The sequence below is a fragment of the Arthrobacter sp. GW460-12-1-14-TSB2 genome (assembly GCF_059423525.1).
In genome coordinates, this window is the sequence record NZ_JBWKYC010000002.1 from 231,743 (window position 1) to 257,920 (window position 26,178).

24 protein-coding genes, 2 tRNA genes and 1 riboswitch are annotated in these 26,178 nt (G+C 66.8%); of the genes, 24 read left to right on the top strand and 2 right to left on the bottom strand.

Annotation, left to right across the window (positions count from 1 at the left end; genetic code table 11):
• Window positions 1-2: 2 nt before the first annotated feature.
• A tRNA-Gly gene (locus AC07YR_RS04420) sits at window positions 3-75 on the bottom strand.
• Between the two features lie 239 nt (window positions 76-314).
• On the opposite strand from AC07YR_RS04420, the gene AC07YR_RS04425 reads away from it, so the two are divergent.
• The 14 genes from AC07YR_RS04425 to hisF all read left to right on the top strand — a co-directional run bounded on the left by AC07YR_RS04425 (window position 315) and on the right by hisF (window position 11,553).
• A tRNA-Val gene (locus tag AC07YR_RS04425) sits at window positions 315-389 on the top strand.
• Between the two features lie 105 nt (window positions 390-494).
• Window positions 495-1,376 (top strand): cytochrome, encoded by an 882-nt coding sequence (locus AC07YR_RS04430; RefSeq protein WP_436057338.1) that lies wholly within the window; start codon window positions 495-497, stop codon window positions 1,374-1,376.
• Between the two features lie 66 nt (window positions 1,377-1,442).
• Window positions 1,443-2,030, top strand: coding sequence for a peptide deformylase (gene def / locus AC07YR_RS04435; RefSeq protein WP_055802274.1), 588 nt, complete (start codon window positions 1,443-1,445; stop codon window positions 2,028-2,030).
• Window positions 2,027-2,947 carry a methionyl-tRNA formyltransferase gene (gene fmt / locus AC07YR_RS04440; protein WP_436057339.1) on the top strand — a complete coding sequence of 307 codons (921 nt, stop codon included), beginning with the start codon at window positions 2,027-2,029 and terminating at the stop codon, window positions 2,945-2,947. Before def ends, fmt begins: the two co-directional genes overlap by 4 nt.
• The gene (locus AC07YR_RS04445) at window positions 2,944-4,545 is read left to right on the top strand and encodes an RsmB/NOP family class I SAM-dependent RNA methyltransferase (protein ID WP_436057340.1); all 1,602 of its coding nucleotides are present in this window, start codon (window positions 2,944-2,946) and stop codon (window positions 4,543-4,545) included. Before fmt ends, AC07YR_RS04445 begins: the two co-directional genes overlap by 4 nt.
• A gap of 29 nt (window positions 4,546-4,574) precedes the next feature.
• A complete protein-coding gene (rpe, locus tag AC07YR_RS04450) occupies window positions 4,575-5,267 on the top strand; it encodes a ribulose-phosphate 3-epimerase (RefSeq protein WP_055802280.1) in 693 nt (230 codons plus the stop codon).
• Window positions 5,268-5,327: 60 nt separating this feature from the next.
• Window positions 5,328-5,480: riboswitch (FMN riboswitch) on the top strand.
• A 143-nt stretch (window positions 5,481-5,623) separates the two neighbouring features.
• On the top strand, window positions 5,624-6,775 hold the full coding sequence (gene ribD, locus AC07YR_RS04455) for a bifunctional diaminohydroxyphosphoribosylaminopyrimidine deaminase/5-amino-6-(5-phosphoribosylamino)uracil reductase RibD (protein ID WP_494733384.1): 1,152 nt from the start codon (window positions 5,624-5,626) through the stop codon (window positions 6,773-6,775).
• Entirely contained in the window at window positions 6,775-7,443 is a 669-nt protein-coding gene (locus AC07YR_RS04460) for a riboflavin synthase (RefSeq protein ID WP_436057341.1), read from the top strand. Before ribD ends, AC07YR_RS04460 begins: the two co-directional genes overlap by 1 nt.
• Window positions 7,444-7,487: 44 nt before the next feature.
• Window positions 7,488-8,156 carry a 3,4-dihydroxy-2-butanone-4-phosphate synthase gene (ribB, locus tag AC07YR_RS04465; protein WP_436059299.1) on the top strand — a complete coding sequence of 223 codons (669 nt, stop codon included), beginning with the start codon at window positions 7,488-7,490 and terminating at the stop codon, window positions 8,154-8,156.
• Window positions 8,153-8,866 carry a GTP cyclohydrolase II gene (gene ribA, locus AC07YR_RS04470; RefSeq protein WP_436057342.1) on the top strand — a complete coding sequence of 238 codons (714 nt, stop codon included), beginning with the start codon at window positions 8,153-8,155 and terminating at the stop codon, window positions 8,864-8,866. Before ribB ends, ribA begins: the two co-directional genes overlap by 4 nt.
• Before the next feature lie 66 nt (window positions 8,867-8,932).
• Window positions 8,933-9,418, top strand: a complete 486-nt coding sequence (ribH, locus tag AC07YR_RS04475; protein ID WP_011691538.1) for a 6,7-dimethyl-8-ribityllumazine synthase — start codon at window positions 8,933-8,935, stop codon at window positions 9,416-9,418.
• A gap of 99 nt (window positions 9,419-9,517) precedes the next feature.
• Window positions 9,518-9,781, top strand: a complete 264-nt coding sequence (locus tag AC07YR_RS04480; RefSeq protein WP_028270786.1) for a phosphoribosyl-ATP diphosphatase — start codon at window positions 9,518-9,520, stop codon at window positions 9,779-9,781.
• Between the two features lie 58 nt (window positions 9,782-9,839).
• Window positions 9,840-10,700, top strand: coding sequence for an ATP phosphoribosyltransferase (hisG, locus tag AC07YR_RS04485; RefSeq protein WP_028270785.1), 861 nt, complete (start codon window positions 9,840-9,842; stop codon window positions 10,698-10,700).
• Window positions 10,701-10,776: 76 nt separating this feature from the next.
• Window positions 10,777-11,553, top strand: a complete 777-nt coding sequence (gene hisF / locus AC07YR_RS04490; RefSeq protein WP_055802288.1) for an imidazole glycerol phosphate synthase subunit HisF — start codon at window positions 10,777-10,779, stop codon at window positions 11,551-11,553.
• Between the two features lie 84 nt (window positions 11,554-11,637).
• Here the strand turns inward: hisF and AC07YR_RS04495 are convergent, their stop codons facing one another.
• Window positions 11,638-12,282, bottom strand: coding sequence for a TIGR03085 family metal-binding protein (locus tag AC07YR_RS04495; RefSeq protein ID WP_436057343.1), 645 nt, complete (start codon window positions 12,280-12,282; stop codon window positions 11,638-11,640).
• A gap of 101 nt (window positions 12,283-12,383) precedes the next feature.
• Here AC07YR_RS04495 and hisI point away from each other — a divergent pair, with 101 nt between their 5' ends.
• The 10 genes from hisI (at window position 12,384) to AC07YR_RS04545 (ending at window position 26,098) form a co-directional block, all read left to right on the top strand.
• Window positions 12,384-12,788 carry a phosphoribosyl-AMP cyclohydrolase gene (gene hisI / locus AC07YR_RS04500; protein ID WP_436057344.1) on the top strand — a complete coding sequence of 135 codons (405 nt, stop codon included), beginning with the start codon at window positions 12,384-12,386 and terminating at the stop codon, window positions 12,786-12,788.
• Between the two features lie 88 nt (window positions 12,789-12,876).
• Window positions 12,877-14,490, top strand: coding sequence for an anthranilate synthase component I (locus AC07YR_RS04505; RefSeq protein ID WP_436057345.1), 1,614 nt, complete (start codon window positions 12,877-12,879; stop codon window positions 14,488-14,490).
• Entirely contained in the window at window positions 14,490-15,158 is a 669-nt protein-coding gene (locus tag AC07YR_RS04510; RefSeq protein WP_494733182.1) for a Trp biosynthesis-associated membrane protein, read from the top strand. The genes AC07YR_RS04505 and AC07YR_RS04510 overlap by 1 nt, the downstream gene beginning before the upstream one ends.
• 88 nt (window positions 15,159-15,246) lie before the next feature.
• Window positions 15,247-15,534, top strand: a complete 288-nt coding sequence (locus AC07YR_RS04515; RefSeq protein WP_055802295.1) for an HGxxPAAW family protein — start codon at window positions 15,247-15,249, stop codon at window positions 15,532-15,534.
• A gap of 2 nt (window positions 15,535-15,536) precedes the next feature.
• Window positions 15,537-16,355, top strand: coding sequence for an indole-3-glycerol phosphate synthase TrpC (gene trpC, locus AC07YR_RS04520; RefSeq protein WP_436057347.1), 819 nt, complete (start codon window positions 15,537-15,539; stop codon window positions 16,353-16,355).
• A gap of 85 nt (window positions 16,356-16,440) precedes the next feature.
• Entirely contained in the window at window positions 16,441-17,772 is a 1,332-nt protein-coding gene (gene trpB / locus AC07YR_RS04525; RefSeq protein WP_055802298.1) for a tryptophan synthase subunit beta, read from the top strand.
• Window positions 17,769-18,587 (top strand): tryptophan synthase subunit alpha, encoded by an 819-nt coding sequence (gene trpA / locus AC07YR_RS04530; protein ID WP_055802299.1) that lies wholly within the window; start codon window positions 17,769-17,771, stop codon window positions 18,585-18,587. Before trpB ends, trpA begins: the two co-directional genes overlap by 4 nt.
• 3 nt (window positions 18,588-18,590) lie before the next feature.
• The gene (gene lgt / locus AC07YR_RS04535; RefSeq protein WP_494733183.1) at window positions 18,591-19,769 is read left to right on the top strand and encodes a prolipoprotein diacylglyceryl transferase; all 1,179 of its coding nucleotides are present in this window, start codon (window positions 18,591-18,593) and stop codon (window positions 19,767-19,769) included.
• A 262-nt stretch (window positions 19,770-20,031) separates the two neighbouring features.
• Window positions 20,032-24,648: a glutamate synthase large subunit gene (gltB, locus tag AC07YR_RS04540; protein ID WP_055802304.1), complete on the top strand. Its 4,617-nt coding sequence runs from the start codon at window positions 20,032-20,034 to the stop codon at window positions 24,646-24,648.
• Window positions 24,641-26,098: a glutamate synthase subunit beta gene (locus AC07YR_RS04545; RefSeq protein WP_028270774.1), complete on the top strand. Its 1,458-nt coding sequence runs from the start codon at window positions 24,641-24,643 to the stop codon at window positions 26,096-26,098. The genes gltB and AC07YR_RS04545 overlap by 8 nt, the downstream gene beginning before the upstream one ends.
• Window positions 26,099-26,178: the final 80 nt, after the last annotated feature.

Consider the following 26,178-nt stretch of genomic DNA (forward strand, 5'->3'; position numbering starts at 1 on the left):
CGAGCGGACGACGAGATTCGAACTCGCGACATCCACCTTGGCAAGGTGGTGCTCTACCAGCTGAGCTACGTCCGCATTATTGTCAGCATTTCCGTGCCGCATTCGGCATTTCCTCGCGTTCCAACGAGTAAGAACTCTATAGGAGGTTCGGGGAACTTACAAATCGGCCCCTCGTCATCGGCGCCCTAGGCCCTTACTTCCTTGAAATCTAGGGGATAAAGCTAATGACAGCCGTGTAATTCGATGGTTCGTTTCGGCGTCGAAGGGCTCGATTTCCAAAAGCCGCCGGGGTGGGCTAGCATTCAATGGCATTGGGGCGATTGGCGCAGTGGTAGCGCGCTTCGTTCACACCGAAGAGGTCACTGGTTCGAACCCAGTATCGCCCACCAATGAATGGCCCGTTCCGCTGAATCAGCGGGACGGGCCATTTCGCTTTCCGGCCGCGTCCCTTGCCGCCCGGCAATCCTGTCAGCCCTTCATGAAAGAGTGTTTGCATGACTGATCCACTCCTTGCCCACGCCACGGAATACGGGCGGATGTATGCACGCTCCACCTCCGAATCGTTTTCCGTCCCGTCCATCACCACCGTGATCGGCCAGCAGCCGCACGGCCTCGACGGCTGGTTCGGGTACATGGGGGCAAACAGCCTGGCCAGCGATCCGCTGCTCCCCGGGATCCTGGGAAGCCCCGCAAAGGTCCGCCAGGCGGTCAGCCGGGCTGCCAAAGCAGCGGAAACCTACCGCGACGACGCTGCCCGGCGAGGCGACCGCGTGCACAACTACTGCGAACAGGTTGCACTCAGGGCCCTGGGCCGGCCACATCAGATGAAGGAAATGCGGGAGGCGCTGGCAGCAAACGGCGAGGAAGCCTTTGCGGCGCGATTCGACGAGTGGTGGGAACTGTTTGCTGTGGAGCCGGTCGCGCCCGAAGTCACCGTCTGGAATAAGACAGTCGGGTACGCAGGCACGCTGGACCTGGTCGCCAGGATCAACGGCAGGACCTGCATTATCGATTACAAGACCAAGGGCACCACCCGGGACGGCACGGTCAAGCCGCTGGACGACAAAGTGGTGATGCAGCTGGTGGCGGGAATGAAGGCCGAGGAAAGCCTGGTTGATCCTGTCGCAGGGGAGTGGGAGCCCTGGCGGCACGGCGAGTCCCCGATCCTGCTGGCGGTCGCCATCGGGGAGACGGAGGTCCGGCCAATGCGTGCCAACCCGGAGGTGCTCAAGCACCACTGGTGGAAGTTCTGCGCCCTGCGGCGCGTCTGGGAGATGTCGGCCGACACCGTCAGCGCCGGAACAGCCCTGCTCCCGCTGGCGCCGCCGCCGCTGCCCGTGGCACCGCCGACACTGCAGGCTGTGCCCGGCAGGTAGCCGGCCAACTAAACTGGACTGGATCCCGTACCCGCTTACCCAGCACCACCGAAGGACAGATTGCACATGGCCATTTTGAGTATCCGCATCATCGGCGACCCTGTGCTGCGCACAGTTGCCGATCCCGTGACGGAATTCGGGCCGGAACTCGCAAAACTAGTCGCCGACATGACCGAAACCATGGAGGACGTGGACGGTGCAGGACTGGCCGCGCCCCAGGTCGGCGTCAGCAAGCGCGTGTTCACCTACCGCATCGGCGGAGTGGAAGGCCACATCATCAACCCGGTGCTGGAAAACAGCGACGACTTCCAGCCCGACGAAGTGGAAGGCTGCCTGTCCATCCCTGGCCTCGGCTTCCCGGTCCGGAGGCGACGTGCCACCCGGGTCACCGGCGTCGACCTGCACGGAAACCCCGTCACGGTGGACGGCGAGGGCATGCTGGCCCGCTGCTTCCAGCATGAAACGGACCACTTGGACGGCATCCTGTTCACGGACAGGCTCGAGGGTGAAGACCGCAAGGCCGCCCTGCGTTCCATCCGCAACGCCAACTACGACGCCATCACCGAGCGGACGACGTCGAAGCGGGCCAAGACTGTTGGCTCCAGTTTTGGTGGCGGAAGCTTCAGCGGCGGCAGTTTCGGCGCCGCCGAGTGAGGGTCCTCTTCGCCGGTACGCCGGCTGTCGCGGTCCCGTCCCTGGACGCTTTGGTGCAGGCCGGCTTTGACGTCGTCGCCGTCCTGACCCGGCCGGACGCGCCGATCGGACGCAAGCGCGTGCTCACGCCGTCGCCCGTTGCCGCCCGCGCCGCCGAACTCGGCATCGAAGTGATCCATGCCGCGAAGGTGGACGCGGACGTGACGGCAAGGATCGCCGCCGCGGCACCGGATGCCGCCGCCATCGTCGCCTATGGCGGCCTCATTCCGCGCGCCGCGCTGGACGTTCCGCGGCACGGCTGGATCAACCTGCACTTCTCCCTCCTCCCCGCCTGGCGCGGCGCCGCGCCCGTGCAGCGCGCGGTCATTGCCGGCGACGACATCACCGGCGCCGTTACGTTCCTGCTTGAGGAGGGGCTGGACACTGGCCCCGTCTTCGGCACCCTGACCGAGGCCGTCCGTCCTGACGACACCTCCGGGGCACTCCTGGAACGGCTCTCCCACAGTGGCGCCGTGTTGCTCGCCCAGACGCTTTCGGCCATCGAGGCAGGACGGGCCGTCGCGGTTCCGCAGTCGGGGGATGTGTCCTTGGCGCCCAAACTGGGCATCGACGACGGCCGGATCGACTGGCACCAGCCCGCCCTTGCCATCGGGCGCCGGGCGCGCGGCGTCACGCCCGAACCCGGCGCGTGGACCACGCTGGAGGGGCAGCGGGTCAAACTCGACCCGGTTGTACTCAGGACCGAGGCGCCGCCGCAGAAGCCGGGGCAGGTGCTTCCCGACGGCAAAAGCGTTTTGGTGGGGACAGGTTCCCATCCCGTTGAGCTGACGCGGATCCAGCCTTCGGGCAAAAAGATGATGGCCGCCGCCGACTGGGCGCGCGGACAGGCAGCACTGGAAGGCGTGGTATTCGAATGAGTGAGTCCGGAACGGGCGGCAGCGGCCGCGGCAGGGCCCCCCGTCAGGGGAGAACAAGCGGCGGCGGGCCGTCCGGCGGATCCGGCGGCAGCCGCAGCGGAAGCCAGCGGGACGCCCAGGGTCGGGAGCGCAACCGCGGACCCAAGCGGAACTTCACCGAGAATGCCCCTTCGCAGCGCACACGGCGTGCCGACCCGGCCCGGCTGGTGGCGTTTGAAGTGCTGCGTGCGGTCGCGTCGGAAGACGCCTACGCAAACCTGGTCCTGCCGGCGCGAATCCGCCACCATGGCCTGGACAAGCGGGACGCCGGGTTCGCCACCGAGCTGAGCTACGGGGCGCTGCGCGGCCAGGGAACCTATGACGCCGTACTGGCCCGCTGCGTCGACCGGCCGCTGGACCAGCTGGATCCGGCCATCCTGGACGCCCTTCGGATCGGCGCCCACCAGCTGCTGGCCATGCGCGTACCCGCCCACGCTGCCCTGGACCAGACCGTGGGACTCGCCCGGGCGGTCATCGGAGCCGGCCCGTCGGCCCTGATCAACGCCGTCCTGCGCAAGGTCTCCGCCCACACCCTGGACGAGTGGCTCGAGCTGCTGCTCAGCGACGAGCAGGACGAAACCCGGGTGGCGTCCGTCCGTTACGCCCACCCCGAGTGGATTGTCCGCGCCCTGCGGCAGTCCCTGGTGGCGCACGGGCGCCCGGTCACCGAGATCAACGAACTCCTTGAGGCGGACAACGCCGCCCCGGTGGTCAACCTCGTTGCTCTGCCCGGGCTGGGAAGCCTCGACGAAGCCCTGGAAGGCGGAGCCACTGCCGGCGAGCTGGTGGAAGGCTCGGCCCTCTCCAGCGGCGGCGACCTCGGCCGGCTCGCATCGGTAAGGGAAGGCAGCACCAGGGTCCAGGACGTAGGCTCGCAGCTGGTTGCCCGCGCCATGGCCGCCGTCGACCTGACACCTGCGGATCCGGGGAAGCCGGAGGCGCAGTCCGCCGGCCAAAGCGGCGAAAAGTGGCTGGATCTCTGCGCCGGACCGGGCGGCAAGGCGGCGCTGCTGGGTGCCCTCGCCCGGCAGCAGGGTGCCACCCTGCTGGCCAACGAACCCGCCCCGCACCGCGCCAAGCTGGTGAGGCAGGCCCTGGCCGCGGTCCCGCACGAGGTGTGGCATGTCCGGACCGGCGATGGCCGCGACGTAGGTACTGAGATGGCGGAAACATTCGACCGCGTCCTCGTCGATGTTCCCTGCAGTGGACTGGGCGCCCTCCGGCGCAGGCCCGAATCAAGGTGGCGGCGCACCCCCAAGGACCTCGCGGATCTTGGCCCGCTGCAGCGGGAACTGCTGAAGTCGGCACTCGACGCTGTCCGGCCCGGCGGCGTGGTCGCGTACGTGACCTGCTCGCCGCACCCTGCCGAGACCACCGCCGTCGTGACCGATGCGCTGCGCAAGCGCGACGACCTGGAACTGCTCGATGCCGGCGCTGCCCTGGACAAGGTGAGCCTGCCCGGGCACCTGGAGGCCGGCCATGAACTGACCGCCCAGCTGTGGCCGCATGTACACCGGACGGACGCAATGTTCCTGGCACTCATCCACAAGAAACCCTGATCCCTCAGCCTTCAGTGAAAGGAGCCGACATGGCTCAGTGCTGCATCAACCCCAGCATTCTCTCCGCCGACTTCGTCAACCTGGAGGCAGAGCTGCGCAGAATCAGCAATGCAGACGCCGTCCACGTTGACGTCATGGACAACCATTTTGTGCCGAACCTGACCCTTGGCCTGCCCGTGGTGCAGCGCATCCAGGCCGTGAGCCCGGTGCCGTTGGATGCGCACCTGATGATCGCCGACGCCGACCGCTGGGCGCCCGCTTATGCGGACGCGGGACTCGCGTCAGTGACGTTCCACGTTGAAGCCTCGATCGCGCCCATCAAACTGGCCCGGGAGCTTCGCGCTCGAGGTGCCAAGGCAGGTATGGCCCTGCGCCCCGGCACGCCGGTGGAGCCCTACCTGGACATGTTGTCGGAACTGGATCTGCTGCTGATCATGACTGTGGAACCCGGTTTCGGCGGCCAGTCCTTCCTGGACCTGACGCTCCCCAAGATCAGGCGGGCCCGGGCAGCGATCGACGGCTCCGGCACCGGGGTGGCGCTGCAGGTGGATGGAGGCATCACCGAGGAGACCATTGTCCGGGCGGCCGAAGCCGGCGCCAATGTGTTTGTTGCAGGCTCCGCGGTGTACGGCGCGGAGGACCCTGCGACGGCGATTGACCGCCTCCGGGCGGCCGGCTCCCGCCCGGTCTCGGCCGGGTCCGGCCCTGTTTCGCAATCATGACGGAGTCTGACGGGAATAGACGGACCAGTCACTCAGTTGTGACAGAATAACAACACACACTACGTGCTCCGGGGTCGGTGTAAGTCCGAACCGGCGGTGACAGTCCGCGACCCGCGAGCCGGCACAGATCCTTTTGGGGAACTGTTCCGGCGGACGGTTGAACCGGTGAAATTCCGGTACCGACAGTTAAAGTCTGGATGAGAGAAGCACGTACAGCTGTTACTGCACTGCCCTTTCGGCGGTGTGGTATTGCGCTGTCGTATACCCCCGGAGCCTACTCGGTTTCGAGGGAAGGAACGACGAACGCTTTGACGCCGCAGACTACGGACCAGTTCAGTGCTGCCGAGATCGACGCCATGGAGGCTGCCCTCGCCGCCGCGCTCCACGGTCCCCGCGGGGCAAACCCTCTCGTGGGCGCCGTCGTCATCGGATCCGATGGCCGGCAACTGGTGACCGGTTACCACCGCGGCGCCGGCACGGCGCACGCAGAGGCCGATGCCATTGCCCAGGCCGGCATGAAGGGCATCGACCTGGCCGGATCCACCATGGTGGTCACCCTGGAGCCCTGCAACCACTGCGGACGGACCGGGCCATGTGCCCAGGCAATCATCGATGCCGGCATCGCTTCGGTGGTGTACGCGGTGGACGACCCCCACGACCCTGCCGCCGGCGGAGCCGCAACGCTGCGGGCCGCGGGTGTCAGCGTTCGTTCCGGCCTGTCCGCGCGCGCCGCTTACGAGCTGAACCGCCGTTGGTTTGAGGCCGTGTTCGGCCAGCGCCCCTTTGTCACCCTGCACATTGCCCAGACCCTGGACAGCCGCATCGCTGCAGCTGATGGCACCAGCCAGTGGATCTCCAGCCCGGAATCCCTCGCCGACAACCACGGACTCCGCAGCCGGGTTGATGCCATCCTGGTGGGCACGCAGACGCTCCTGGTGGACAACCCGCGGCTCACCGCCCGGGATTCGTCGGGCCATGCGGCAGGCAGCCAGCCGCTGCGCGCCGTCATGGGCCTCCGGGGAATTCCCGACGACGCCGCCATCCACGGGGACGACGGCCGGGTGCTGCACCTGCCCACCCGGGATCCGCACGAGGCCCTGGAACGGCTGTTCGCGGCCGGCGTGCGCCACGTCATGGTGGAAGGCGGGTCCAGCATCCTGAGCGCCTTCCTCGCCGCCGGACTCGTGGATGAATTGATCGTCTACCTCGCGCCCACCCTTCTCGGGTCCGGCACGGCAGCCCTCGGCGACCTCGGCATCACCACCCTCGCGGAGGCCCAGGCCTGGGATTGGGACCAGGCATCCGGGGGAGCGGTGCAGACCCTCGGCCGGGACCTGCGGCTCCACCTCTTTCCGGGCCACGCCGAACCCGCGCACACCGAACCCGTGCAGGCCGAACCCGCGCACGCCGAACCGGCAGCCGCCTCAGAACTCATTTCATCCCTCACCAGCTCACCCGAATCCTTACCGCACCGCACCGGCGCGGGCACCGCCACAGGAGGCAACTGATGTTTACCGGAATAATTGCCGAACAGGGCAGGGTCCTGTCCGTAGAACGCAACGGCGCCGTCAGTGCCACGGTGCGCCTCCATGCGCCAACCAGCACCGAAGGACTGACCCTGGGCGGCTCGGTGGCCGTCAACGGAGTATGCCTGACCGCCACGGACATCGACGGCAAGGACTTCAGCGTCGACGTCATGGGTGAGACCCTGGTCCGCAGCACCATCGGCGAGCTGAACACGGGCGACACCGTCAACCTGGAACGCTGCGTTCCTGCTGGCGGGCGCCTGGACGGACACGTTGTCCAGGGCCACGTGGACGGGGTCGGCGAGCTCCTCGAGCGCGAAGCACTGGGCAACTGGGACCGCCTGAGGTTCGGCGTACCCGTGCGCCTTGCCCGCTACATCGCCGAAAAGGGCTCCATCGCCGTCGACGGCGTCTCCCTCACGGTCACTGCCGTCAGCGAGGCGCCGGAACCTGCCCCGTGGTTCGAAGTGGGCCTCATTCCCACTACCCTGGCCGATACGGGCCTGGGCGCGAAGAAGCCCGGCAGCAAGGTAAACCTCGAAGTCGATGTCCTGGCCAAGTACACGGAACGGCTGCTCGCCTTCGCCGGAGGCGCAGCCACCGGCGCTCACACCGCCACTGCTGCTGCCGGAGCGGGGGAATCCAAGTGAGCCAGCTCAAGAACACGCCCCGACCCGGTGCCACTGCGGATGTCCTGTCAGGCAACACGCTCCTTGACCCGATCGAGGACGCCGTCCGCGCCATGGCGGCCGGACTTCCGGTGCTGGTGGTGGACAACGAGGACCGCGAAAATGAAGGCGACATCATTTTCGCTGCCCAGCACGCCACTCCCGAGCTGATGGGCTGGACCGTCCGCTACAGCTCCGGGGTCATCTGCGTACCGCTCGACGGAGCCCGGGCTGATGCCCTGCTCCTGCCGCCCATGGTCGAGGTCAATGAAGACTCCAAGGGCACTGCCTACACGGTGTCCTGCGATGCCGCCATTGGCGTCAGCACGGGAATTTCCGCGACGGACCGTGCACTCACGGCCCGCGTGCTGGCAGATCCCGGCAGCCGCCCGGAATCGATCACCCGTCCCGGGCATGTTTTCCCGCTGCGGGCCGTTAACGGTGGAGTGCGTGAACGTCCGGGCCACACCGAAGCGGCCGTGGACCTGTGCAGGCTTGCCGGACTGGAACCGGTGGGCGTGATCGCCGAGGTGGTGTACGACAACGGAGAAATGATGCGCCTGGACGGACTTCGCGGCTTCGCTGCTGAGCACGGGTGCCCGCTGATCTCGATCGAGGATCTGGTGGCATACCTGGAGACAGCACAGCCAGGCGGACGGACGGCAGCGCCGGCAGGGAACAAGGAGATGCGATGACGGCTTCAGAGGCACGAAAAGACGTTACGGCGGGGCGCCGGCCGCACCCGGTCAGCGGCGGACCCGTGGTCCAGCTGCCCAGCGAATTCGGGGTCTTCGTGGCCCAGGCCTGGACCGACCTGGTGACAGGAATCGAGCACCTCGCCGTCAGTTCACCGATTCCGCCCGTGGACGGCAAGGCGCCGCTGGTGCGGCTGCACTCGGAATGCCTCACCGGCGATGTTTTCGGTTCGTACCGCTGCGACTGCGGCGAGCAGCTGGCCTACGCCCTTGAGAAGATCAGCGAGGAAGGCGGCACGCTGCTGTACCTGCGCGGACAGGAGGGCCGCGGCATCGGCCTGGCCAACAAGATCAAGGCGTACGCCCTGCAGGAAGCCGGCTTCGACACCGTTGAAGCCAACGAGCAGCTGGGCCTGCCCGTGGATGCGCGCTGCTACAACGCCGCCGCGCAGATCCTGGCCGAGCTTGGACTGCACGAAGTGCGCCTGCTGAGCAACAACCCGGACAAGCAGAACCGGCTGGCGGACGCCGGCGTCACCGTCGTCGAGATGGTTCCCACCGAGGTGCCCTCGCGCGAACAGAACATCCGTTACCTGCAGACCAAGAAGGACCGGATGGACCACCGGCTCGTCCTCGACAGCCAGGAGGCTGAGCCGGTGGCCGCGTCACCGTCGGCCGGACCGGCGCCTTTCCAGCACGAACAAGACTGACTCAAGTACCCAAGACTGATTTCAGCACCAAGACTGACCCAAAAAGAACGAACCAGGAGACTTTAGATGAGTGGACACGGCGCACCGGAGATTGACCTCACGACCCTTAACCCGGCGGAGACGTCGCAGCTGAAGCTGGCCATTGTGGCCGCGAGCTGGCACACCCAGATCATGGACGGGCTGCTGGACGGCGCGCTCCGCGCCGCCAAGGACGCCGGAATCAGCGAGCCCACCGTCCTGCGGGTGCCGGGCAGCTTCGAGCTCCCCGTGGCCGCAGCCCGGCTCGCCAAGCACTTCGACGCAGTGGTGGCGCTGGGCGTCGTGATCCGCGGCGGAACACCGCACTTCGAGTACGTCTGCGAGGCGGCCACGATGGGACTGACCGACGTCAGCGTCAACACCGGCGTCCCCGTTGGCTTCGGCGTGCTCACCTGCGACACCGAACAGCAGGGCCTGGACCGCGCGGGCCTGCCCGGGTCCAAGGAAGACAAGGGCCACGAGGCTGTCACCGCGGCGCTGGCCACTGCGGTGACCCTCAAGCAGTACAGCTGATCCGCTGCCTGCTCCGGACCTGTGCATTACCTCACATCGGCGCCGTCATGGAACGGCCCGACAGGCGGGGTCAGGCCCGGAGCAAGTAGGCTGGAGGGCGTGAAGAATTTCGAGACGCTGTTCGCAGAACTGAGTGAGAAGGCAGCCACCCGTCCGGCAGGCTCCCGCACCGTCGCAGAATTGGAGTCCGGAGTCCACGGCATCGGCAAGAAGGTCGTGGAGGAAGCCGCCGAAGTGTGGATGGCTGCCGAATACGAATCCGATGAGGCCGCCGCCGAGGAAATCTCCCAGCTCCTGTACCACCTGCAGGTTCTGATGCTCGCCAAAGGCCTGACCCTGGAAGACGTTTACAAGCATCTGTAGCCATGCTGAGCGTGGCCGATTGCCTGTAACCAAGACTTCCTAACCCAGAAAGACCCCCATGCTGCGTGTTGCCGTCCCCAACAAGGGATCCCTGTCCGAAGCGGCTTCGGCCATGCTGTCCGAAGCCGGCTACCGCCAGCGCCGCGATACCCGCGAGCTGGTCATGGTAGACCCGGACAACGACATTGAATTCTTCTTCCTCCGCCCGCGGGACATCGCCGTTTACGTCGGCCGGGGAACGCTCGACGTCGGCATCACCGGCCGCGACCTGCTCCTGGACGCCGAGGTGGAGGCTGAGGAACTGCTGCCGCTGGGCTTTGCCGCCTCAACGTTCCGCTTCGCCGGCCCGGTGGGCGACTTCAGCAAGGTCGAGGAGCTCGAAGGCAAGCGCTTGGCCACAAGCTATGACGGCCTCCTGCGCGGCTACCTCGCCGAACGCGGCGTCAACGCCAAGGTGGTCCGCCTGGACGGTGCCGTCGAGTCATCCGTGCGGCTCGGCGTCGCGGACGCGATTGCCGACGTCGTCGAAACCGGGAACACGCTCAAGGCCGCCGGAATGGAAATCTTCGGCGAACCGATCCTGAAGTCCGAGGCCGTGCTGATCCGCCGCACCGGCCAGGAAGGCTCCGCGAACGGCACGGCCAAGGAAATCGAAGTCCTGATCCGCCGCCTGCAGGGTGTGCTCGTTGCCCGGCAGTACGTCCTGATGGACTACGACATCCGCAAGGAACTGGTGGAGCAGGCCGCAGCGCTCACGCCCGGCCTGGAATCGCCCACCGTCTCGCCGCTGCGTGACTCGGAGTGGGTTGCCGTCCGCTCGATGGTTCCCAAGAAGGAAACCAACAGGATCATGGACGAGCTCTACGACCTCGGTGCGCGGGCCATCCTGGTCAGCAGCATCCACGCCTGCCGGATCTGAGCCGGCCCGTCCCAGCGCGGTCCGTGTCCAACGGGACCACACCGCATCTCCCACCAGCGAATCCCCAGGAGAAATCATGGCTGTAGCAGTGCGCGTTATTCCGTGCCTGGACGTTGACGCCGGCCGCGTGGTCAAGGGCATCAACTTCGAGGGCCTCCGGGACGCCGGCGATCCCGTGGAGCTTGCGCACCGCTATGACAACGGCGGGGCCGACGAACTGACGTTCCTGGATGTGACCGCCTCCTCGGGCAACCGCGAGACCACCTTCGACGTGGTCCGCCGCACCGCCGAGGAAGTCTTCATTCCGCTCACCGTCGGCGGCGGCGTCCGCGGCGTGGCCGAGGTGGACAAGCTCCTGCGTTACGGGGCGGACAAAGCCTCCATCAACACGGCCGCCGTCGCCCGGCCGGACGTCATCGACGAAATCACCCGGCACTTCGGGTCCCAGGTCCTGGTGCTGTCCCTGGATGCCCGGCGCACCCGCCCCGGTTCCGAGCCCACCGCGTCCGGCTTTGAAGTCACCACGCACGGCGGCCGGCAGGGGACCGGGATCGACGCCATCGAGTGGGCACGCGAAGCCGCGGACCGCGGTGTGGGCGAAATCCTGCTCAACTCCATCGATGCCGACGGCACCAAGGACGGCTTCGACATCGAACTCATCCGCCTGGTGCGTGCCGCGGTCAAGGTGCCCATCATCGCGTCCGGCGGGGCCGGCCGGCCCGATCACTTCCCGCCCGCCGTCGCGGCCGGCGCGGACGCCGTCCTGGCGGCGTCGATCTTCCACTTTGGTCCGGTGGACATGATTTCGCAGGTCAAGACGGCGATCCGCGAGGCAGGTTTCGAAGTCCGCTAGGCGGAAACTCCGGTGGTTGGCCTCGGGGATCGCCGGTGGTGGAGCTTGTCGATACCATCGACAGGCTCCCACCAGCAGAGGCAGTTAAAGTCCGACTTCGGCTGACTGCAGGAGCGCGACGGCGTCCGGCTGGCCTTCGAACGTCACCAGCGCATGGCGGGTACGGCCGTGGGCGTGCATGAGCAGTTCGCCCGGTTCACCCACGATGGCCACCGATACGGGAGCACGTTTGGCCACGTGCCGCGGACCGGAAGGACGCACCAGCACGATGCCCAGGTCCACGCCGCGGTACAGGATGGCTGCCCGCTTGACGAGTTCATCCCACAGGGCATCGGAGTATTCCTCGTCCAGTGCCCGGGGAGCCCACCGGTCCACGGCGCGCCGGACGTCCTCGGTGTGCACGAAGTACTCGATCAGGTTGGAGCTCTCGGCCAGGGCCCTGATCCTCAGCGGCGACAGGGCCGGGGGACCGGCACGGAAGGCGTTGACCAGTCGGGTGTAGTCCTCGGCGGTCTTGAGTTTGGCGGCCAGCTTCGCGGTGGCCTCGTCAGAGGCTTTTGCAAGGCTCTTGATAATCAGGCCAAGCCCCACGCCGGCCTTGCGTTCGCGCAGGTAGAGGTGCGCGGCGAGGTCGCGTGTGCGCCAGCCCTTGCAGAGCGTGGGGGAGTCAGGACCGGCCGCCAGCAGGGTTTCGGCCAGGACTTCTCGGGACGGGTCGACGAAATGCATCACTTGTGAAACTAGCACGAGAGGCCGCGAGTTGCGCAGTGGAAGCACTGCCGATTTTGACCCTGATCGTCACACTGCGGTGAGGCACTAGACTTGGTCTGATGTCTGAGCAGCCCGCCCCCGCACCCGTACCCGCCCTTCCCGCTGAAGTGGCGGACGCCCTCAAGCGCGACAGCGCCGGCCTCGTGGCCGCCGTCGTGCAGCAGTTCGACACCAACGAAGTGCTCATGCTGGGCTGGATGGACGACGAGGCGCTGCGCCGGACCATGACCACAGGGAGGGTGACGTTCTACTCCCGCTCCCGCCAGGAGTACTGGCGCAAGGGCGACACCTCCGGCCACGTGCAATGGGTGAAGTCCGTTGCGCTGGATTGCGACGGCGACGCCCTGCTGGTCCGCGTCGATCAGGTGGGCGCGGCCTGCCACACGGGCACGCGGACCTGCTTCGATGGCCGCGGGCTTTCCGTTGTAGCTGGCGACGCCAGCGGCGCAGGGACCGTCAGCTAGCTCCGACAAGGCAGGGCGCCGGCGCCGGCGCCGGACACCTCACCACACGATTCAGGCACCACTTAAGAACAGGCGGAACACCATAGCCATGCAGGACCTTGGAATCATCAGCCCGGGCCTCGAGGAATTCCGGGAGCTCGCCAGCCACAGCCGTGTCATCCCGGTCCGGCTGAAGGTACTGGCCGACGCCGAGACGCCCATCGGGCTCTACCGCAAGCTGGCGAACGGCCAGCCCGGCACGTTCCTGATGGAGTCCGCTGCCGTCGGCGGTTCGTGGTCGCGCTATTCCTTCATCGGCGCCAAGTCACGCGCCACCCTGACCACCAAGGACGGACAGGCGCACTGGCTGGGCGAGCCGCCCGCCGGGGTTCCCGTGGACGGGAACCCGGTGGATGCCATCAGGGATACCGTCGAAGCCCTGCGTACCGAGCGCTTCGACGGCCTGCCGCCCTTCACCTCGGGCCTGGTCGGTTTCCTCGGCTGGGAAACCGTGCGGCACTGGGAGAAACTCACCAGCCCGCCCGAAGACGACCTGGAACTGCCGGAACTGGCCCTGAACCTGGTCACCGACATGGCAGTGCACGACAACATGGACGGCACCGTACTGCTCATCGCCAACGCCATCAACTTCGACAACAGCTCGGAGCGTGTGGACGAGGCATGGCACGACGCCGTGGCCCGGGTCAAGGCACTCCTTGCCAAGGTCAGCACGCCTGTGGAACAGCCGATTTCCGTGCTGGAACCCGCGGCACTGGACTTTGCCTCCAGCGTCCAGGAACGTTGGAACGAGCCCGACTACCTCGCCGCCCTGGACCGCGGCAAGGAAGCAATCGTCGACGGCGAAGTGTTCCAGGTGGTCATTTCCCGCCGCTTCGAGATGGAGTGCGGCGCCGACCCGCTGGATGTCTACCGGGTGCTTCGGAACACCAATCCCAGCCCGTACATGTACATCTTCAGCCTCGAGGACGCCGCCGGCCGGCAGTATTCCATTGTGGGCTCCTCCCCGGAAGCCCTCGTGACGGTCACGGGCGAGGAAGTCATCACCCACCCCATTGCCGGCTCGCGTCCCCGGGGCAAGACCGTGGAAGCGGATAAGGCCTTCGCCGAGGAGCTCCTGGCCGACCAGAAGGAACGCGCCGAACACCTCATGCTGGTGGACCTCTCCCGCAACGACCTCTCCAAGGTCTGCGTCGCCGGCACGGTGGACGTCACGCAGTTCATGGAGGTGGAGCGCTTCAGCCACATCATGCACCTGGTCTCCACCGTCGTGGGCAAGCTCGCCCCCGCCGCCAAGGCGTACGACGTGCTGAAAGCAACGTTCCCCGCCGGGACGCTCTCCGGAGCCCCCAAGCCGCGTGCGCTTCGGCTCCTGGACGAGCTGGAACCGCACCGGCGCGGCATCTACGGCGGCGTAGTGGGCTACCTCGACTTCGCCGGAGACATGGACATGGCCATCGCCATCCGTTCGGCCCTGCTCCGTGAAGGCCGGGCCTACGTCCAGGCCGGCGGCGGAATCGTTGCCGACTCGGTCAACCCGACCGAAGCCTTGGAGACGGTAAATAAGGCTGCCGCACCGCTGCGCGCCGTCCATACGGCCGGGTCCCTGCACAACATCACGGCCGACTCCGTGCCGGACCCGGCGGACGCTTCCGGCCCCGATGCTTCCGGCCGCGCCGCGGGTCCCGCCGCGGCGGGCAGCTGATGGGTGTCATGGAAGACGGCATCACCGAAGACGGCGTCACGGCGGGCAAGACCGGCCGGCCGGCAACCAAGCGGCCAGGCGCTCCGGTGTGGGCGCGGAAGTCCACGCTGGTGCTGATCATTGCCGCAATGGCACTGGCGGTCTTCGGCACCACCACCCAGACGTGGCTGACCGTCCATCTCGACCCTGCCCAGCTGGGCCAGGCCGTCAACAGCCAGGACGGCCTCCAGGTGCAGGGCAGCAAAGCAGCCACCACCGTCACCGCATTGGCACTCGTGGCATTGGCGGGGGGCCTTGCCGCCTCGATCGCGGGCCGGATTGCGCGCTGGATCATTACCGCGATCATCCTCCTCGCGTCCGTTGGCATCGTGACCGCCGCTGTCACGGTGATGGCAGACCCCCTCGCAGCTGCCCAGGGGTCCATCGCAGCCGCCACCGGCATCACCGGGAGCAGCGTCCAGGTGAGCGCCTCGGCGTTCCCCGCACTCGCCGTCGCCGCCGGTGTCCTGCTGGGGCTGGGAGCCCTGCTCATCATTCCAGCCGGACGCCACTGGAAGTCGCGGACGAAATATGACACCGCAGCGGCTGGCACCGCCGGTACCGCGGAAGGTTCCGCGGACGAGATCGACAGCTGGGACAGGCTGTCCCGGGGCGACGATCCCACGTAGGCGGCCCACCGCCGTCCCAGCCGCCGATGTCCAAGGCGCCGCCAAAAAATGGCAGAATGTAAGCAGTATTCATCCTGAGGAGATTTCCATGAGCAAAGCCACTGTTTCCGCATCCAAAGCCGCTGCTGCCGAAAGCGTCTACACCGGCGTCGACCACAGCGCAGACCTCGGCCACGGCAACAGCCCGGCGGCATGGACGTGCGTGATCGTTATGCTGGTGGGCGCGCTCATCGCGGCCATCGCCTTTGTCATTGCCAGCACCCCCATCTTCATTGCCGGCGCAGCTGTCATGGTCATCGGCCTGCTGCTCGGCTGGATCATGCGGAAGGCCGGTTACGGCGTGGACGGCAGCAAGCTGAAGAACTCCGGCCACTAGCAGTGACTGTTCTCGACGACATCAATGCCGGTGCGCGTGAGGACATGGAGGCCCGCCGGCGCCTGGTGTCCCTCGCCGAACTGAAGGACCGCGCCGCAGCGGCGGCTCCCGCGCGTGATGCGTGGGCTGCCCTCGGCGGGGATTCCTCGCCACGGAGCCAGCTGAAGGTCATCGCGGAAATCAAGCGGCGCAGCCCGTCCAAGGGCGATCTGGCGAGCATCGCCGATCCTGCGGACCTCGCGGTCCAGTACGCCGACGGCGGAGCTTCCGTCATCAGCGTGCTCACCGAACAGCGCCGGTTCAGCGGGTCGCTCGCCGACCTTGACGCCGTCCGGAAAGCCGTGGATGTTCCGCTGCTGCGCAAGGACTTCACGGTTGACGAATACCAGATCTGGGAAGCGCGTGCGCACGGTGCGGACCTGGTCCTGCTGATCGTTGCTTCGCTGAGCGACGCCGAGCTGCGCGACTTCAGCCAGCTCACCCGCGAACTGGGCATGAACGCGCTGGTCGAGACGCACACCGCGGAGGAGATCGAGCGCGCCGTCGCGGCGGACGCCCGGATCATCGGCGTCAACGTCCGCAACCTTAAGACGCTCGACGTCGACCGTTCCGTCTTTGCCTCCCTCGCCGGCGGCATCCCTCCGGAAGCGGTCATTGTTGCCGAGTCCGGAGTCCGCGGCGTGGACGACGTCAGGCATTACGCCGCGAGCGGCGCCAATGCCGTGCTGGTGGGCGAAGCGCTCGTCAGCGACGCGACACCTCGTGAGCGGATCGCCGAATTTACCGCTGCAGGGGCGGAAGCCATCGCAGCACGGGTCTGATGACCGGGGCGCCCGGCGGCAGCCTGCTAAAGCCGTGCGCCACCCGAAATTTCTTTATGAACAGTGGAACAGGATGGTGAGACCGATGGTCGACGCGCCAACAACCGGCTCTGATGAGGGCACCGCGGACGCATTTCTGCAAGGAGACCGGTCCCTGCGCCACGCGCCGGGCCCGTATTTCGGCTCCTACGGCGGGCGCTGGATGCCCGAATCCCTCATCGCGGCCCTGGATGAGCTGGAAGACACCTTCGAGAAGGCCAAGGCCGACCCGGACTTCGTCGCCCAGATCAAGGACCTGAACAAGAACTACTCCGGCCGTCCGTCCCTGCTCACCGAGGCCAAACGCTTCGCCGAGCACGCCGGGGGAGTGCGCGTGTTCCTCAAGCGCGAGGACCTCAACCACACCGGTTCGCACAAGATCAACAACGTGCTGGGCCAGGCCCTGCTGGCCAAGCGCATGGGCAAGACCCGCGTGATCGCCGAGACCGGCGCCGGCCAGCACGGCGTGGCCAGTGCCACGGCAGCTGCTTTGCTGGGACTCGAGTGCGTGGTTTACATGGGCGCCGAGGACTGCCGGCGCCAGGCGTTGAACGTTGCGCGCATGGAGCTGCTGGGCGCCACGGTCATTCCGGTGACCAGCGGCTCGCAGACCCTCAAGGACGCCATCAACGAGGCACTCCGCGACTGGGTGGCCAACGTTGACCACACCCACTACCTGCTCGGCACTGCCGCCGGAGCCCACCCGTTCCCCGCGATGGTGCGGTACTTCCACGAGGTCATCGGCGAGGAAGCTCGCGCCCAGATCCTGGAACAGGCCGGACGTCTTCCGGACGCGGTCTGCGCCTGCATCGGCGGCGGCTCCAACGCGATCGGCATCTTCCACGGCTTCCTGGATGATCCTTCCGTCAGGATCTACGGCTTCGAGGCCGGCGGCGACGGCGTGGACACCGGACGCCACGCGGCCACCATCACCCTGGGCAAGCCCGGTGTGCTCCACGGCGCGCGCTCCTACCTGATGCAGGACGACGACGGGCAGACCATCGAGTCGCACTCCATCTCGGCAGGCCTCGATTACCCGGGCGTCGGACCGGAGCACGCCTACCTGGCGGACATCGGCCGCGTCAGCTACGAGCCCATTACGGACGCCGAAGCCATGGATGCCTTCCGGGTTCTGTGCCGGACCGAAGGCATCATCCCCGCGATCGAATCCGCGCACGCCCTGGCCGGCGCCATCAAGGTGGGCCAGCGCCTCGCCGCCGAAGCTGCAGCCGAGGGGAAGGCCGCGGACAGCAAAATTGTCATCGTGAACCTCTCCGGCCGAGGCGACAAGGACGTGGCCACGGCCGCTGAATGGTTTGACCTGCTGGACAAGGATTCCGTAGAGGCCGAGATCGGCAAAGAAGGGGAACAGCTGTGACCGGCGTTCAGGACATCACCAGCACCAGCAAGTCAGCAGCAGCCATTGACAAGGCACGCGCTGAAGGGCGGGCCGCCCTCATCGGCTACCTTCCCGCCGGCTACCCCAGCGTGGAGCAGACCATCGCCGCCGGCATCGCGCTGGCCGAGAACGGGGCCGACCTGATCGAGATCGGGATCCCGTACTCCGACCCCGTCATGGACGGTCAGGTCATCCAGGCTGCCACCACCGAGGCCCTCGCCAAGGGCTTCCACGTCCGCGAGGTCTTTGACGTGGTCCGCGGCATCACCAGCAAGACCGATGCCGCCGTCCTGGTGATGACCTACTGGAACCCGGTGGTCCGGATGGGCGTGGACGAATTCTCCCGCCGGCTGGCCGAAGCCGGGGGAGCAGGGCTGATCACCCCTGACCTGATTCCCGACGAAGCCTCCGAGTGGATGGCCGCCTCGGACAAGTACGGCCTGGACCGGGTGTTCCTCGTGGCACCGTCGTCGTCGCCGGAGCGCATGAAGCGCACGGTGGATGCCAGCCGCGGTTTCGTGTATGCCGTGTCCATCATGGGCGTCACCGGAGCCCGGTCGTCCGTCAGCGATGCCGCGGAAGGCGTCGTGGCCGCCGCGCATGCTGCCGGGGCCGAGCGGGTGTGTGTAGGCCTTGGCGTCTCCAACGCCGGCCAGGTCCGCGAGATCGCGGCCTACGCCGACGGCGTGATCGTGGGTACGGCGCTCGTCGCCGCCATCCGCGACGGCGGCGTGGACGCAGTCGCCGCCCTGACCAAAGACCTCAGCACCGGCCTGACCAGGGAAGAAGCCTAAACAATGCAGACTGTCCTCCACGCGGCGGCCATGCTCCCCGCCAGCATTCCGAGCCCGGACTGGTCCGGGTTCGACATCCCGCTGCCGTGGGGGTCGCTGCGCATCCATGCGTACGCGCTGTGCATCCTGGCCGGAATCGTTGTTGGCCTCTGGCTGACGTCGGTCCGCTGGACCAAGCGCGGCACTCCGGAGGGCAGCCTGTGGGACATCGCCATCTGGGCCATCCCGTTCGGCATCATCGGCGGCCGTCTCTACCACGTGTTCTCCTCCCCGGACGCCTACTTCGGCCCGGGCTTCGACGGCACCGGTGACCTTTCCCTGATCCCGCAGATCCAGCGCGGCGGCCTGGGGATCTGGGGTGCTGTCCTGCTCGGCGCCGTGGGCGCGTGGATCGGCTGCCGCCGGGCAGGTGTCAAGCTCACTGCGTTCCTGGACGCCGCCGCCCCCGGGCTGTTGCTTGCCCAGGCCGTGGGGCGCTGGGGAAACTACTTCAACCAGGAACTGTTCGGTGCACCCACCACGCTTCCCTGGGGCCTCCAGATCGATGCCGACAACGCCAACTTCCCGGCGGGGATGCCGGCGGACACCCTCTTCCACCCGACGTTCCTCTATGAGTCCCTCTGGAACATCGCGGGCGTGGTGATCCTGCTGGCCCTTGACCGGAAGTTCAACTTCCGCCGCGGGCGGCTGTTCTGGCTCTATGCCATGTACTACACGCTGGGCCGGGTCTGGATCGAAGCCATGCGGATCGACGACGCAGAACAGATCAGCCTGTTCGGCATCACCACGCGCCTCAACGTGTGGACCAGCATCGTCGTGTTCCTCGTGGCACTGCTCCTGTTCGTGGTGCTGGGGCTCCGCAAGCGCGATGAGCCGGATACCGCGTACCTGGACGGGCACGTTCCAGCCGACAAGGACGGTGACACTCCTGACAAGGACGGCGAGTTGGCGGCTGTTCCGGCGGACGGCAAAACCATCCGGCATGCGGACAAGAGTGTCTCAGATAGTGAGTCCCGTGGTAATCTCCCTGATAACCAAAGCGGTCCGGGGCACACTTCCGCCCCAACTGAAGCGGTGAAGGAACCAGCTGTCGGCACCACGTCCGCAAAGGGCGGGCAGGCAGCTGAAAACTCCGTTCACCAGGACTCCGGATCCGCGCCGGACACTGACCGCACCAAGTAGTCAGGGCCGGCAAACCGGGCAGCAGGGCTACCGCCCGCACCGCCCGTTCCCACAGCGTCGTGGCACCAGGGCCCCTTCCCGTCAGCACAGAGCTGCTGCCGGGTCAAGCCCAGGTCAGGGCCTGCGTAACTGTTAGTTCAGCAGGCCGGGCTGACCTACAATTTCCAGTAAGTAACACTTTGTTGTGCCCATCACACAGGCACCGCGAGTGGGGCCAACGTTGTCCCTTCCATACGCACGATCAGGAGGAAGGACGTCTCCCATGACCCAAACTCTTCACAGCCCCAGTTGGTCCGAGCCGGACCAGCCGGCCGCCGCCATGTCGCCGTTCAAACGGTTCGCGGCGCTGCCGGAGGCCAGCGGTCTCTACAACCCGGAGCAGGAGAAGGACGCCTGCGGCCTGGCCATCATCGCCACACTCCGCGGTGAGCCGGGCTACGACATCGTCGATGCCGCCCTGACTGCGTTGCGCAACCTCGAGCACCGCGGTGCCGTGGGCGCCGACGAAGGAACGGGCGACGGCGCCGGGCTGCTCATGCAGATCCCGGACGAGTTCTTCCGCGCCGTCACCGAGTTCGAGCTTCCGGCACCCGGGCAATACGTCGCAGGTACGGCATTCCTGCCGGCCGAGCAGCGTGAAGCCGACGCCGCCAAGGCAGGCATCGAAGGCCTCGCGGCCGATGAAGGCCTCACCGTCCTGGGCTGGCGCGAGGTCCCGATCGTGGCCGACCTTGTCGGTGCCATGGCCCGGGCCTGCATGCCGTACTTCTCCCAGCCGTTCTTTGCCTCCAGCACCGGGGAAGTGCTGGAGCGCAACGAACTGGACTCCCGTGCCTGGCGCATCCGCAAGCGTGCCCAGAACAAGTTCGGTGTGTACTTCCCGTCGCTGTCCTCCCGGACCATCGTCTACAAGGGCATGCTGACCACCGCGCAGCTGGAGCCGTTCTACCCGGACCTCTCGGACAAGCGCTTCAAGACCAAGCTCGCGATCGTCCACTCGCGCTTCTCCACCAACACGTTCCCCTCCTGGCCGCTGGCCCAGCCGTTCCGCACCATCGCCCACAACGGTGAAATCAACACCGTCAAGGGCAACCGGAACTGGATGCGTGCGCGCCAGTCCCAGCTGGCCAACCCGCTTTTGGGGGATTCCCCCGAGGAGCTGTACCCCATCTGCACCCCGGGCGCCTCCGATTCGGCGTCGTTCGATGAAGTGGCCGAGCTGCTCTGGCTCTCCGGGCGCCCCATCACGCACTCGATCATGATGATGATCCCCGAGGCCTGGGAAAACCACGCCACGATGGATCCTGCCCGCAAGGCGTTCTACGAGTACCACTCCCTGCTGATGGAACCGTGGGACGGCCCCGCCGCTGTCTCGTTCACCGACGGCAGCCTGGTGGGTGCAACGCTGGACCGCAACGGCCTGCGCCCCGGCCGCTACTGGATCACCGAAGACGGACTGGTGGTGTTCGCCTCCGAGGTGGGCGTCATCGACGTCGAACCTTCCAAGGTGGTCAAAAAGGGCCGGGTTTCCCCGGGCAAGATGTTCCTGGTGGACACTGAGGCCGGCCGGATCATCGACGACGAAGAGGTCAAGGCCGAAGTCGCCGCCGCCAACCCGTGGGCGGAGTGGGTCAAGGACAACCTGATCGACCTGGACGAGCTGCCGGAACGCGAGCACGTGGTGCACACGGCCGCGTCCGTGAACATCCGCCAGCGGACCTTCGGCTACACCACCGAGGAACTGAAGATCCTGCTGGGCCCGATGGCCCGCACCGGTGCCGAGCCACTGGGCGCCATGGGTTCCGACACTCCGGTGGCCGTGCTGTCCAAGCGTCCGCGGCTCCTCTTCGACTACTTCGTGCAGTCCTTCGCGCAGGTGACCAACCCGCCGCTGGACGCCATCCGCGAAGAACTGGTTACGTCGCTGATGTGCGCCATCGGCCCGAACGGCAACCTGCTGGACACCAAGCAGGTCCGGCAGCCGCAGGTTTCACTGCCGTTCCCGGTGATCAACAACGACCAGCTCGCCAAGATCGCCAATATCGAAAGCCCGGACGGCGACAGGATCGCCATGAAGGTCCGCGGCCTGTACCGCCCCGAAGGCGGCGAAAACGCGCTGCGTGCCCGCCTGACGGAGATCTGCGAGCAGGTTTCCGGTGCCATCAACCGCGGCGTGCAGTACGTGGTGCTCTCGGACCGCGACTCGAACGCCCAGTGGGCACCGATTCCGTCGCTGCTGCTGGTCAGCGCCGTGCACCACCACCTGCTGCGCAGCGCCAACCGGACCAAGACTGCCCTGGTGGTCGAGGCCGGCGACGTCCGCGAGACGCACCACGTGGCAGTCCTGATCGGCTACGGCGCCTCCGCCGTGAACCCGTACTTGGCCATGGAATCCGTGGAACAGCTCATCAGCACCGGCGACGTTGTTGGCGTCACTCCGCAGGACGGTGTCTACAACCTGATCAAGGGCCTCGGCAAGGGCGTCCTGAAGATCATGTCCAAGATGGGCATCTCCACGGTTGCCTCCTACACCGGTGCGCAGACGTTCGAAGCCCTTGGCCTCGGCCAGGAACTGGTGGACGAATTCTTTGCCGGAACCCACTCCCAGCTCGGCGGCGTCGGACTCGACGTCATCGCGGCTGAAGTGTCCGCCCGGCACCAGATGGCCTACCCGGAAGGCGGCATCGAGCAGCCGCACCGTCCGCTGCTCGGCGGCGGCGAGTACCAGTGGCGCCGCGACGGCGAACCGCACCTGTTCAACCCGGAGACGGTCTTCCGGCTGCAGCACGCCACGCGTGAACGCCGCTATGACATCTTCAAGCAGTACACCCGCGGCGTGGACGACCAGTCCGAGAACCTCATGACCCTCCGCGGCCTGCTGAAGTTCAAGAACGGTGCCCGTCCCGTGGTGCCGCTCGAGGAAGTGGAGCCCGTCTCCAGCATCGTCAAGCGCTTCTCCACCGGTGCGATGAGCTACGGGTCCATCTCCAAGGAAGCCCACGAGACCCTGGCGATTGCCATGAACCGGCTCGGTGGCAAGTCCAACACCGGTGAAGGCGGCGAGGACGTGGACCGCCTGCTGGACCCCGAGCGCCGCTCGGCCGTCAAGCAGATCGCCTCGGGCCGCTTCGGCGTCACGAGCCTGTACCTGAGCAACGCCGACGACATCCAGATCAAGATGGCGCAGGGTGCCAAGCCCGGCGAAGGCGGCCAGCTGATGGCGCAGAAGGTGTACCCCTGGGTTGCCCGGACGCGCCACTCGACCCCCGGCGTCGGACTCATTTCCCCGCCCCCGCACCACGACATCTACTCGATCGAAGACCTCGCCCAGCTGATCTATGACGCGAAGCGCGCCAATCCTTCGGCGCGGGTGCACGTCAAGCTCGTTTCCGAGGTGGGCATCGGCACAGTTGCCGCCGGTGTCACCAAGGCGAAGGCCGACGTCGTACTGGTTTCCGGTCACGACGGCGGTACCGGCGCCTCGCCGCTGAACTCGCTCAAGCACGCCGGTGTTCCGTGGGAACTGGGTCTCGCAGAGACCCAGCAGACCCTGATGCTCAACGGCCTGCGCGACCGCGTGGTGGTGCAGGTGGACGGTCAGCTGAAGACCGGCCGCGACGTCGTGATCGCCGCGCTGCTTGGCGGCGAGGAATTCGGCTTCGCCACGGCACCGCTGGTGGTGGAGGGCTGCATCATGATGCGCGTCTGCCACCTGGACACCTGCCCCGTGGGCGTTGCGACGCAGAACCCTGAACTGCGCGCCCGCTTCAGCGGCAAGCCGGAGTTCGTGGTGAACTTCTTCGAGTTCCTGGCCGAAGAAGTCCGCGAAATCCTCTCGGAGCTCGGGTTCCGCAGCATCGAAGAGGCCATCGGCCACGCCGAAATGCTGGACACCCGTGAGGCGATCAACCACTGGAAGGCCGAAGGGCTGGACCTGGACCCGATCCTGCACGGACTCGAGTTCGACGACGACGCCCCGCTGCGCAACCTGACCGGCCAGAACCACGAGCTGGACAAGCACTTCGACCAGCGGCTCATCACCATGGCCGCTGAGGCGCTGACCGACCGCAGCCCGGTGAAGATCGCCGTGGACGTCATCAACACGGACCGCTCCGTGGGCACCATGCTGGGCCACGTCGTCACCAAGACGTTCAGCACGGACGTCCTGGCGACGGATACGATCGACATCACGCTGACCGGCACCGCAGGCCAGTCGCTGGGTGCCTTCCTGCCTGCCGGCATCACCCTGCGCATGTTTGGCGACTCGAACGACTACGTGGGCAAGGGCCTTTCCGGCGGCCGCATCATCGTCCGGCCGGACCGCACCAACGTGTTCCAGGCCGAGAGCAACGTGATCGCCGGCAACGTGATCGGTTACGGTGCCACCAGCGGCGAGATGTTCCTGCGCGGCCAGGTGGGCGAACGCTTCCTGGTCCGTAACTCCGGCGCCACCGCGGTTGTCGAAGGCATCGGCGACCACGGCTGCGAGTACATGACCGGCGGCCAGACGCTCATCATCGGACGTACGGGCCGCAACTTCGGTGCGGGCATGTCCGGCGGAACGGCCTACGTGCTGGACCTGCGGACCACCCGGGTGAACAAGCAGGCGCTGGAGTCCGGCGAACTGCAGCTGCGCGAACTGGACGCCGAGGACCGCGACATTGTCCACGGCCTGCTGGTCAAGCACGTCGAGGAAACCGAATCCCTGCACGCGCAGCGGTTGCTGGAAAACTTCGACGACACCGCAGCCCGCATTACCAAAGTCCTGCCGCGCGACTACGCGGCCGTATTGCAGACACGTCTCGACGCGATCGAAGAGGGCCTGGACCCCGATGGCGAAGAAGTATGGTCTCGAATCCTGGAGGTGACCGGTGGCTGATCCACGCGGATTTCTGAAAGTACGTCAGCGTGAAACCCAGCCGCGCCGTCCCGTTCCCGTCCGCATCATGGACTGGAAGGAAGTTTACGAGGCCCAGGAAAAGGGTGTCCTGAAAAGCCAGGCCGGCCGCTGCATGGACTGCGGCGTGCCGTTCTGCCACCAGGGCTGCCCGCTGGGCAACCTGATTCCCGAGTGGAACGACCTCGTATGGCGGGATAAGGGCGAGGAAGCGATTGAGCGGCTGCACGCCACCAACAACTTCCCCGAATTCACCGGCCGCCTGTGCCCGGCTCCCTGCGAAGCGTCCTGCGTGCTGGGCATCAACCAGCCCGCGGTGACCATCAAGCAGGTCGAGGTCTCCATCATCGATGAAGCCTTTGACAACGGCTGGGTCAACCCGCTGCCGCCGACCCGCCTGACGGGCAAGACGGTCGCCGTCGTCGGTTCCGGCCCCGCCGGACTCGCCGTCGCGCAGCAGCTGACCCGTGTGGGCCACACCGTTGCCGTGTACGAGCGCGACGACAAAATCGGCGGCCTCCTGCGCTACGGCATCCCCGACTTCAAGATGGAGAAGGAACAGGTCGACCGCAGACTGGAGCAGATGAAGGCCGAAGGCACCCGCTTCCGGACCGGAGTCGCCGTCGGTACTGACGTGACCTGGGAGCAGCTTCGCCGCCGGTACGACGCCGTGGTGGTTGCCACCGGCGCCACCGTGCCGCGTAACCTGCCCATCCCGGGCCGCGAGCTTGAGGGCGTGCACTACGCCATGGATTACCTTGTTCCGGCCAACCGCGTGGTGGCGGGGGAGCAGGTGGAAAACCAGATCCACGCCAAGGGCAAGCACGTGGTGATCCTCGGCGGCGGCGACACCGGTGCCGACTGCCTTGGTACCGCCCACCGCCACGGTGCCGCTTCGGTGACTACGCTGGCGATCGGTAAGCAGCCGTCCGTGGAGCGTATGCCGAACCAGCCCTGGCCCACGTTCCCCACCCTCTTTGAGGTTGCGAGTGCGCATGAAGAGGGCGGCGAGCGTACGTACCTCGCCTCCACCGTGGAGTTCGTTGGCGAAAATGGCAAGCTCACCGGCGTCAAGGTTGCCGAGACCGAGTTTGTGGACGGCAAGCGCCTCCCCAAGGCCGGCACCGAGCGGATCATTCCCGCGGACCTGGTGTTCCTGTCCCTGGGCTTCACCGGTGCGGAGCCTGCCGGCATTACCGAGCAGGTCCACGCCGAATTCGACGGCCGCGGCAACGTGGCCCGTGACGGCTACTACATGACCAACACCGAGGGTGTGTTCGTTGCCGGCGACGCCGGCCGCGGCCAGTCGCTCATTGTGTGGGCCATCGCCGAAGGCCGCGCCTGCGCGGCAGCGGTAGACAAGTTCCTGATGGGAACCACGATCCTGCCTGCCCCGGTTGCCCCAACCGACCGGGCGATCGCCGTTCTCTAGTCACAACTCTGCAGTCACAATCGGGGGACCACGGAAGTTCACCTGCGGTATAACTCCAATCCAGAAACACACCAATAGGG

Excerpts from the sequence above, each read along its gene's own strand:
- AC07YR_RS04505 (WP_436057345.1), top strand. The coding sequence starts at position 12,877 with ATGCAGGACCTTGGAATCATCAGCCCGGGCCTCGAGGAATTCCGGGAG.
- def (WP_055802274.1), top strand. The coding sequence starts at position 1,443 with ATGGCCATTTTGAGTATCCGCATCATCGGCGACCCTGTGCTGCGCACA.
- AC07YR_RS04495 (WP_436057343.1), bottom strand. The coding sequence starts at position 12,282 with ATGCATTTCGTCGACCCGTCCCGAGAAGTCCTGGCCGAAACCCTGCTG.
- ribA (WP_436057342.1), top strand. The coding sequence starts at position 8,153 with ATGACGGCTTCAGAGGCACGAAAAGACGTTACGGCGGGGCGCCGGCCG.
- rpe (WP_055802280.1), top strand. The coding sequence starts at position 4,575 with ATGGCTCAGTGCTGCATCAACCCCAGCATTCTCTCCGCCGACTTCGTC.
- ribD (WP_494733384.1), top strand. The coding sequence starts at position 5,624 with ATGGAGGCTGCCCTCGCCGCCGCGCTCCACGGTCCCCGCGGGGCAAAC.
- AC07YR_RS04430 (WP_436057338.1), top strand. The coding sequence starts at position 495 with ATGACTGATCCACTCCTTGCCCACGCCACGGAATACGGGCGGATGTAT.
- trpB (WP_055802298.1), top strand. The coding sequence starts at position 16,441 with ATGGTCGACGCGCCAACAACCGGCTCTGATGAGGGCACCGCGGACGCA.
- AC07YR_RS04515 (WP_055802295.1), top strand. The coding sequence starts at position 15,247 with ATGAGCAAAGCCACTGTTTCCGCATCCAAAGCCGCTGCTGCCGAAAGC.
- ribH (WP_011691538.1), top strand. The coding sequence starts at position 8,933 with ATGAGTGGACACGGCGCACCGGAGATTGACCTCACGACCCTTAACCCG.
- hisG (WP_028270785.1), top strand. The coding sequence starts at position 9,840 with ATGCTGCGTGTTGCCGTCCCCAACAAGGGATCCCTGTCCGAAGCGGCT.
- gltB (WP_055802304.1), top strand. The coding sequence starts at position 20,032 with ATGACCCAAACTCTTCACAGCCCCAGTTGGTCCGAGCCGGACCAGCCG.
- hisI (WP_436057344.1), top strand. The coding sequence starts at position 12,384 with ATGTCTGAGCAGCCCGCCCCCGCACCCGTACCCGCCCTTCCCGCTGAA.
- AC07YR_RS04510 (WP_494733182.1), top strand. The coding sequence starts at position 14,490 with ATGGGTGTCATGGAAGACGGCATCACCGAAGACGGCGTCACGGCGGGC.
- hisF (WP_055802288.1), top strand. The coding sequence starts at position 10,777 with ATGGCTGTAGCAGTGCGCGTTATTCCGTGCCTGGACGTTGACGCCGGC.
- AC07YR_RS04445 (WP_436057340.1), top strand. The coding sequence starts at position 2,944 with ATGAGTGAGTCCGGAACGGGCGGCAGCGGCCGCGGCAGGGCCCCCCGT.
- lgt (WP_494733183.1), top strand. The coding sequence starts at position 18,591 with ATGCAGACTGTCCTCCACGCGGCGGCCATGCTCCCCGCCAGCATTCCG.
- AC07YR_RS04460 (WP_436057341.1), top strand. The coding sequence starts at position 6,775 with ATGTTTACCGGAATAATTGCCGAACAGGGCAGGGTCCTGTCCGTAGAA.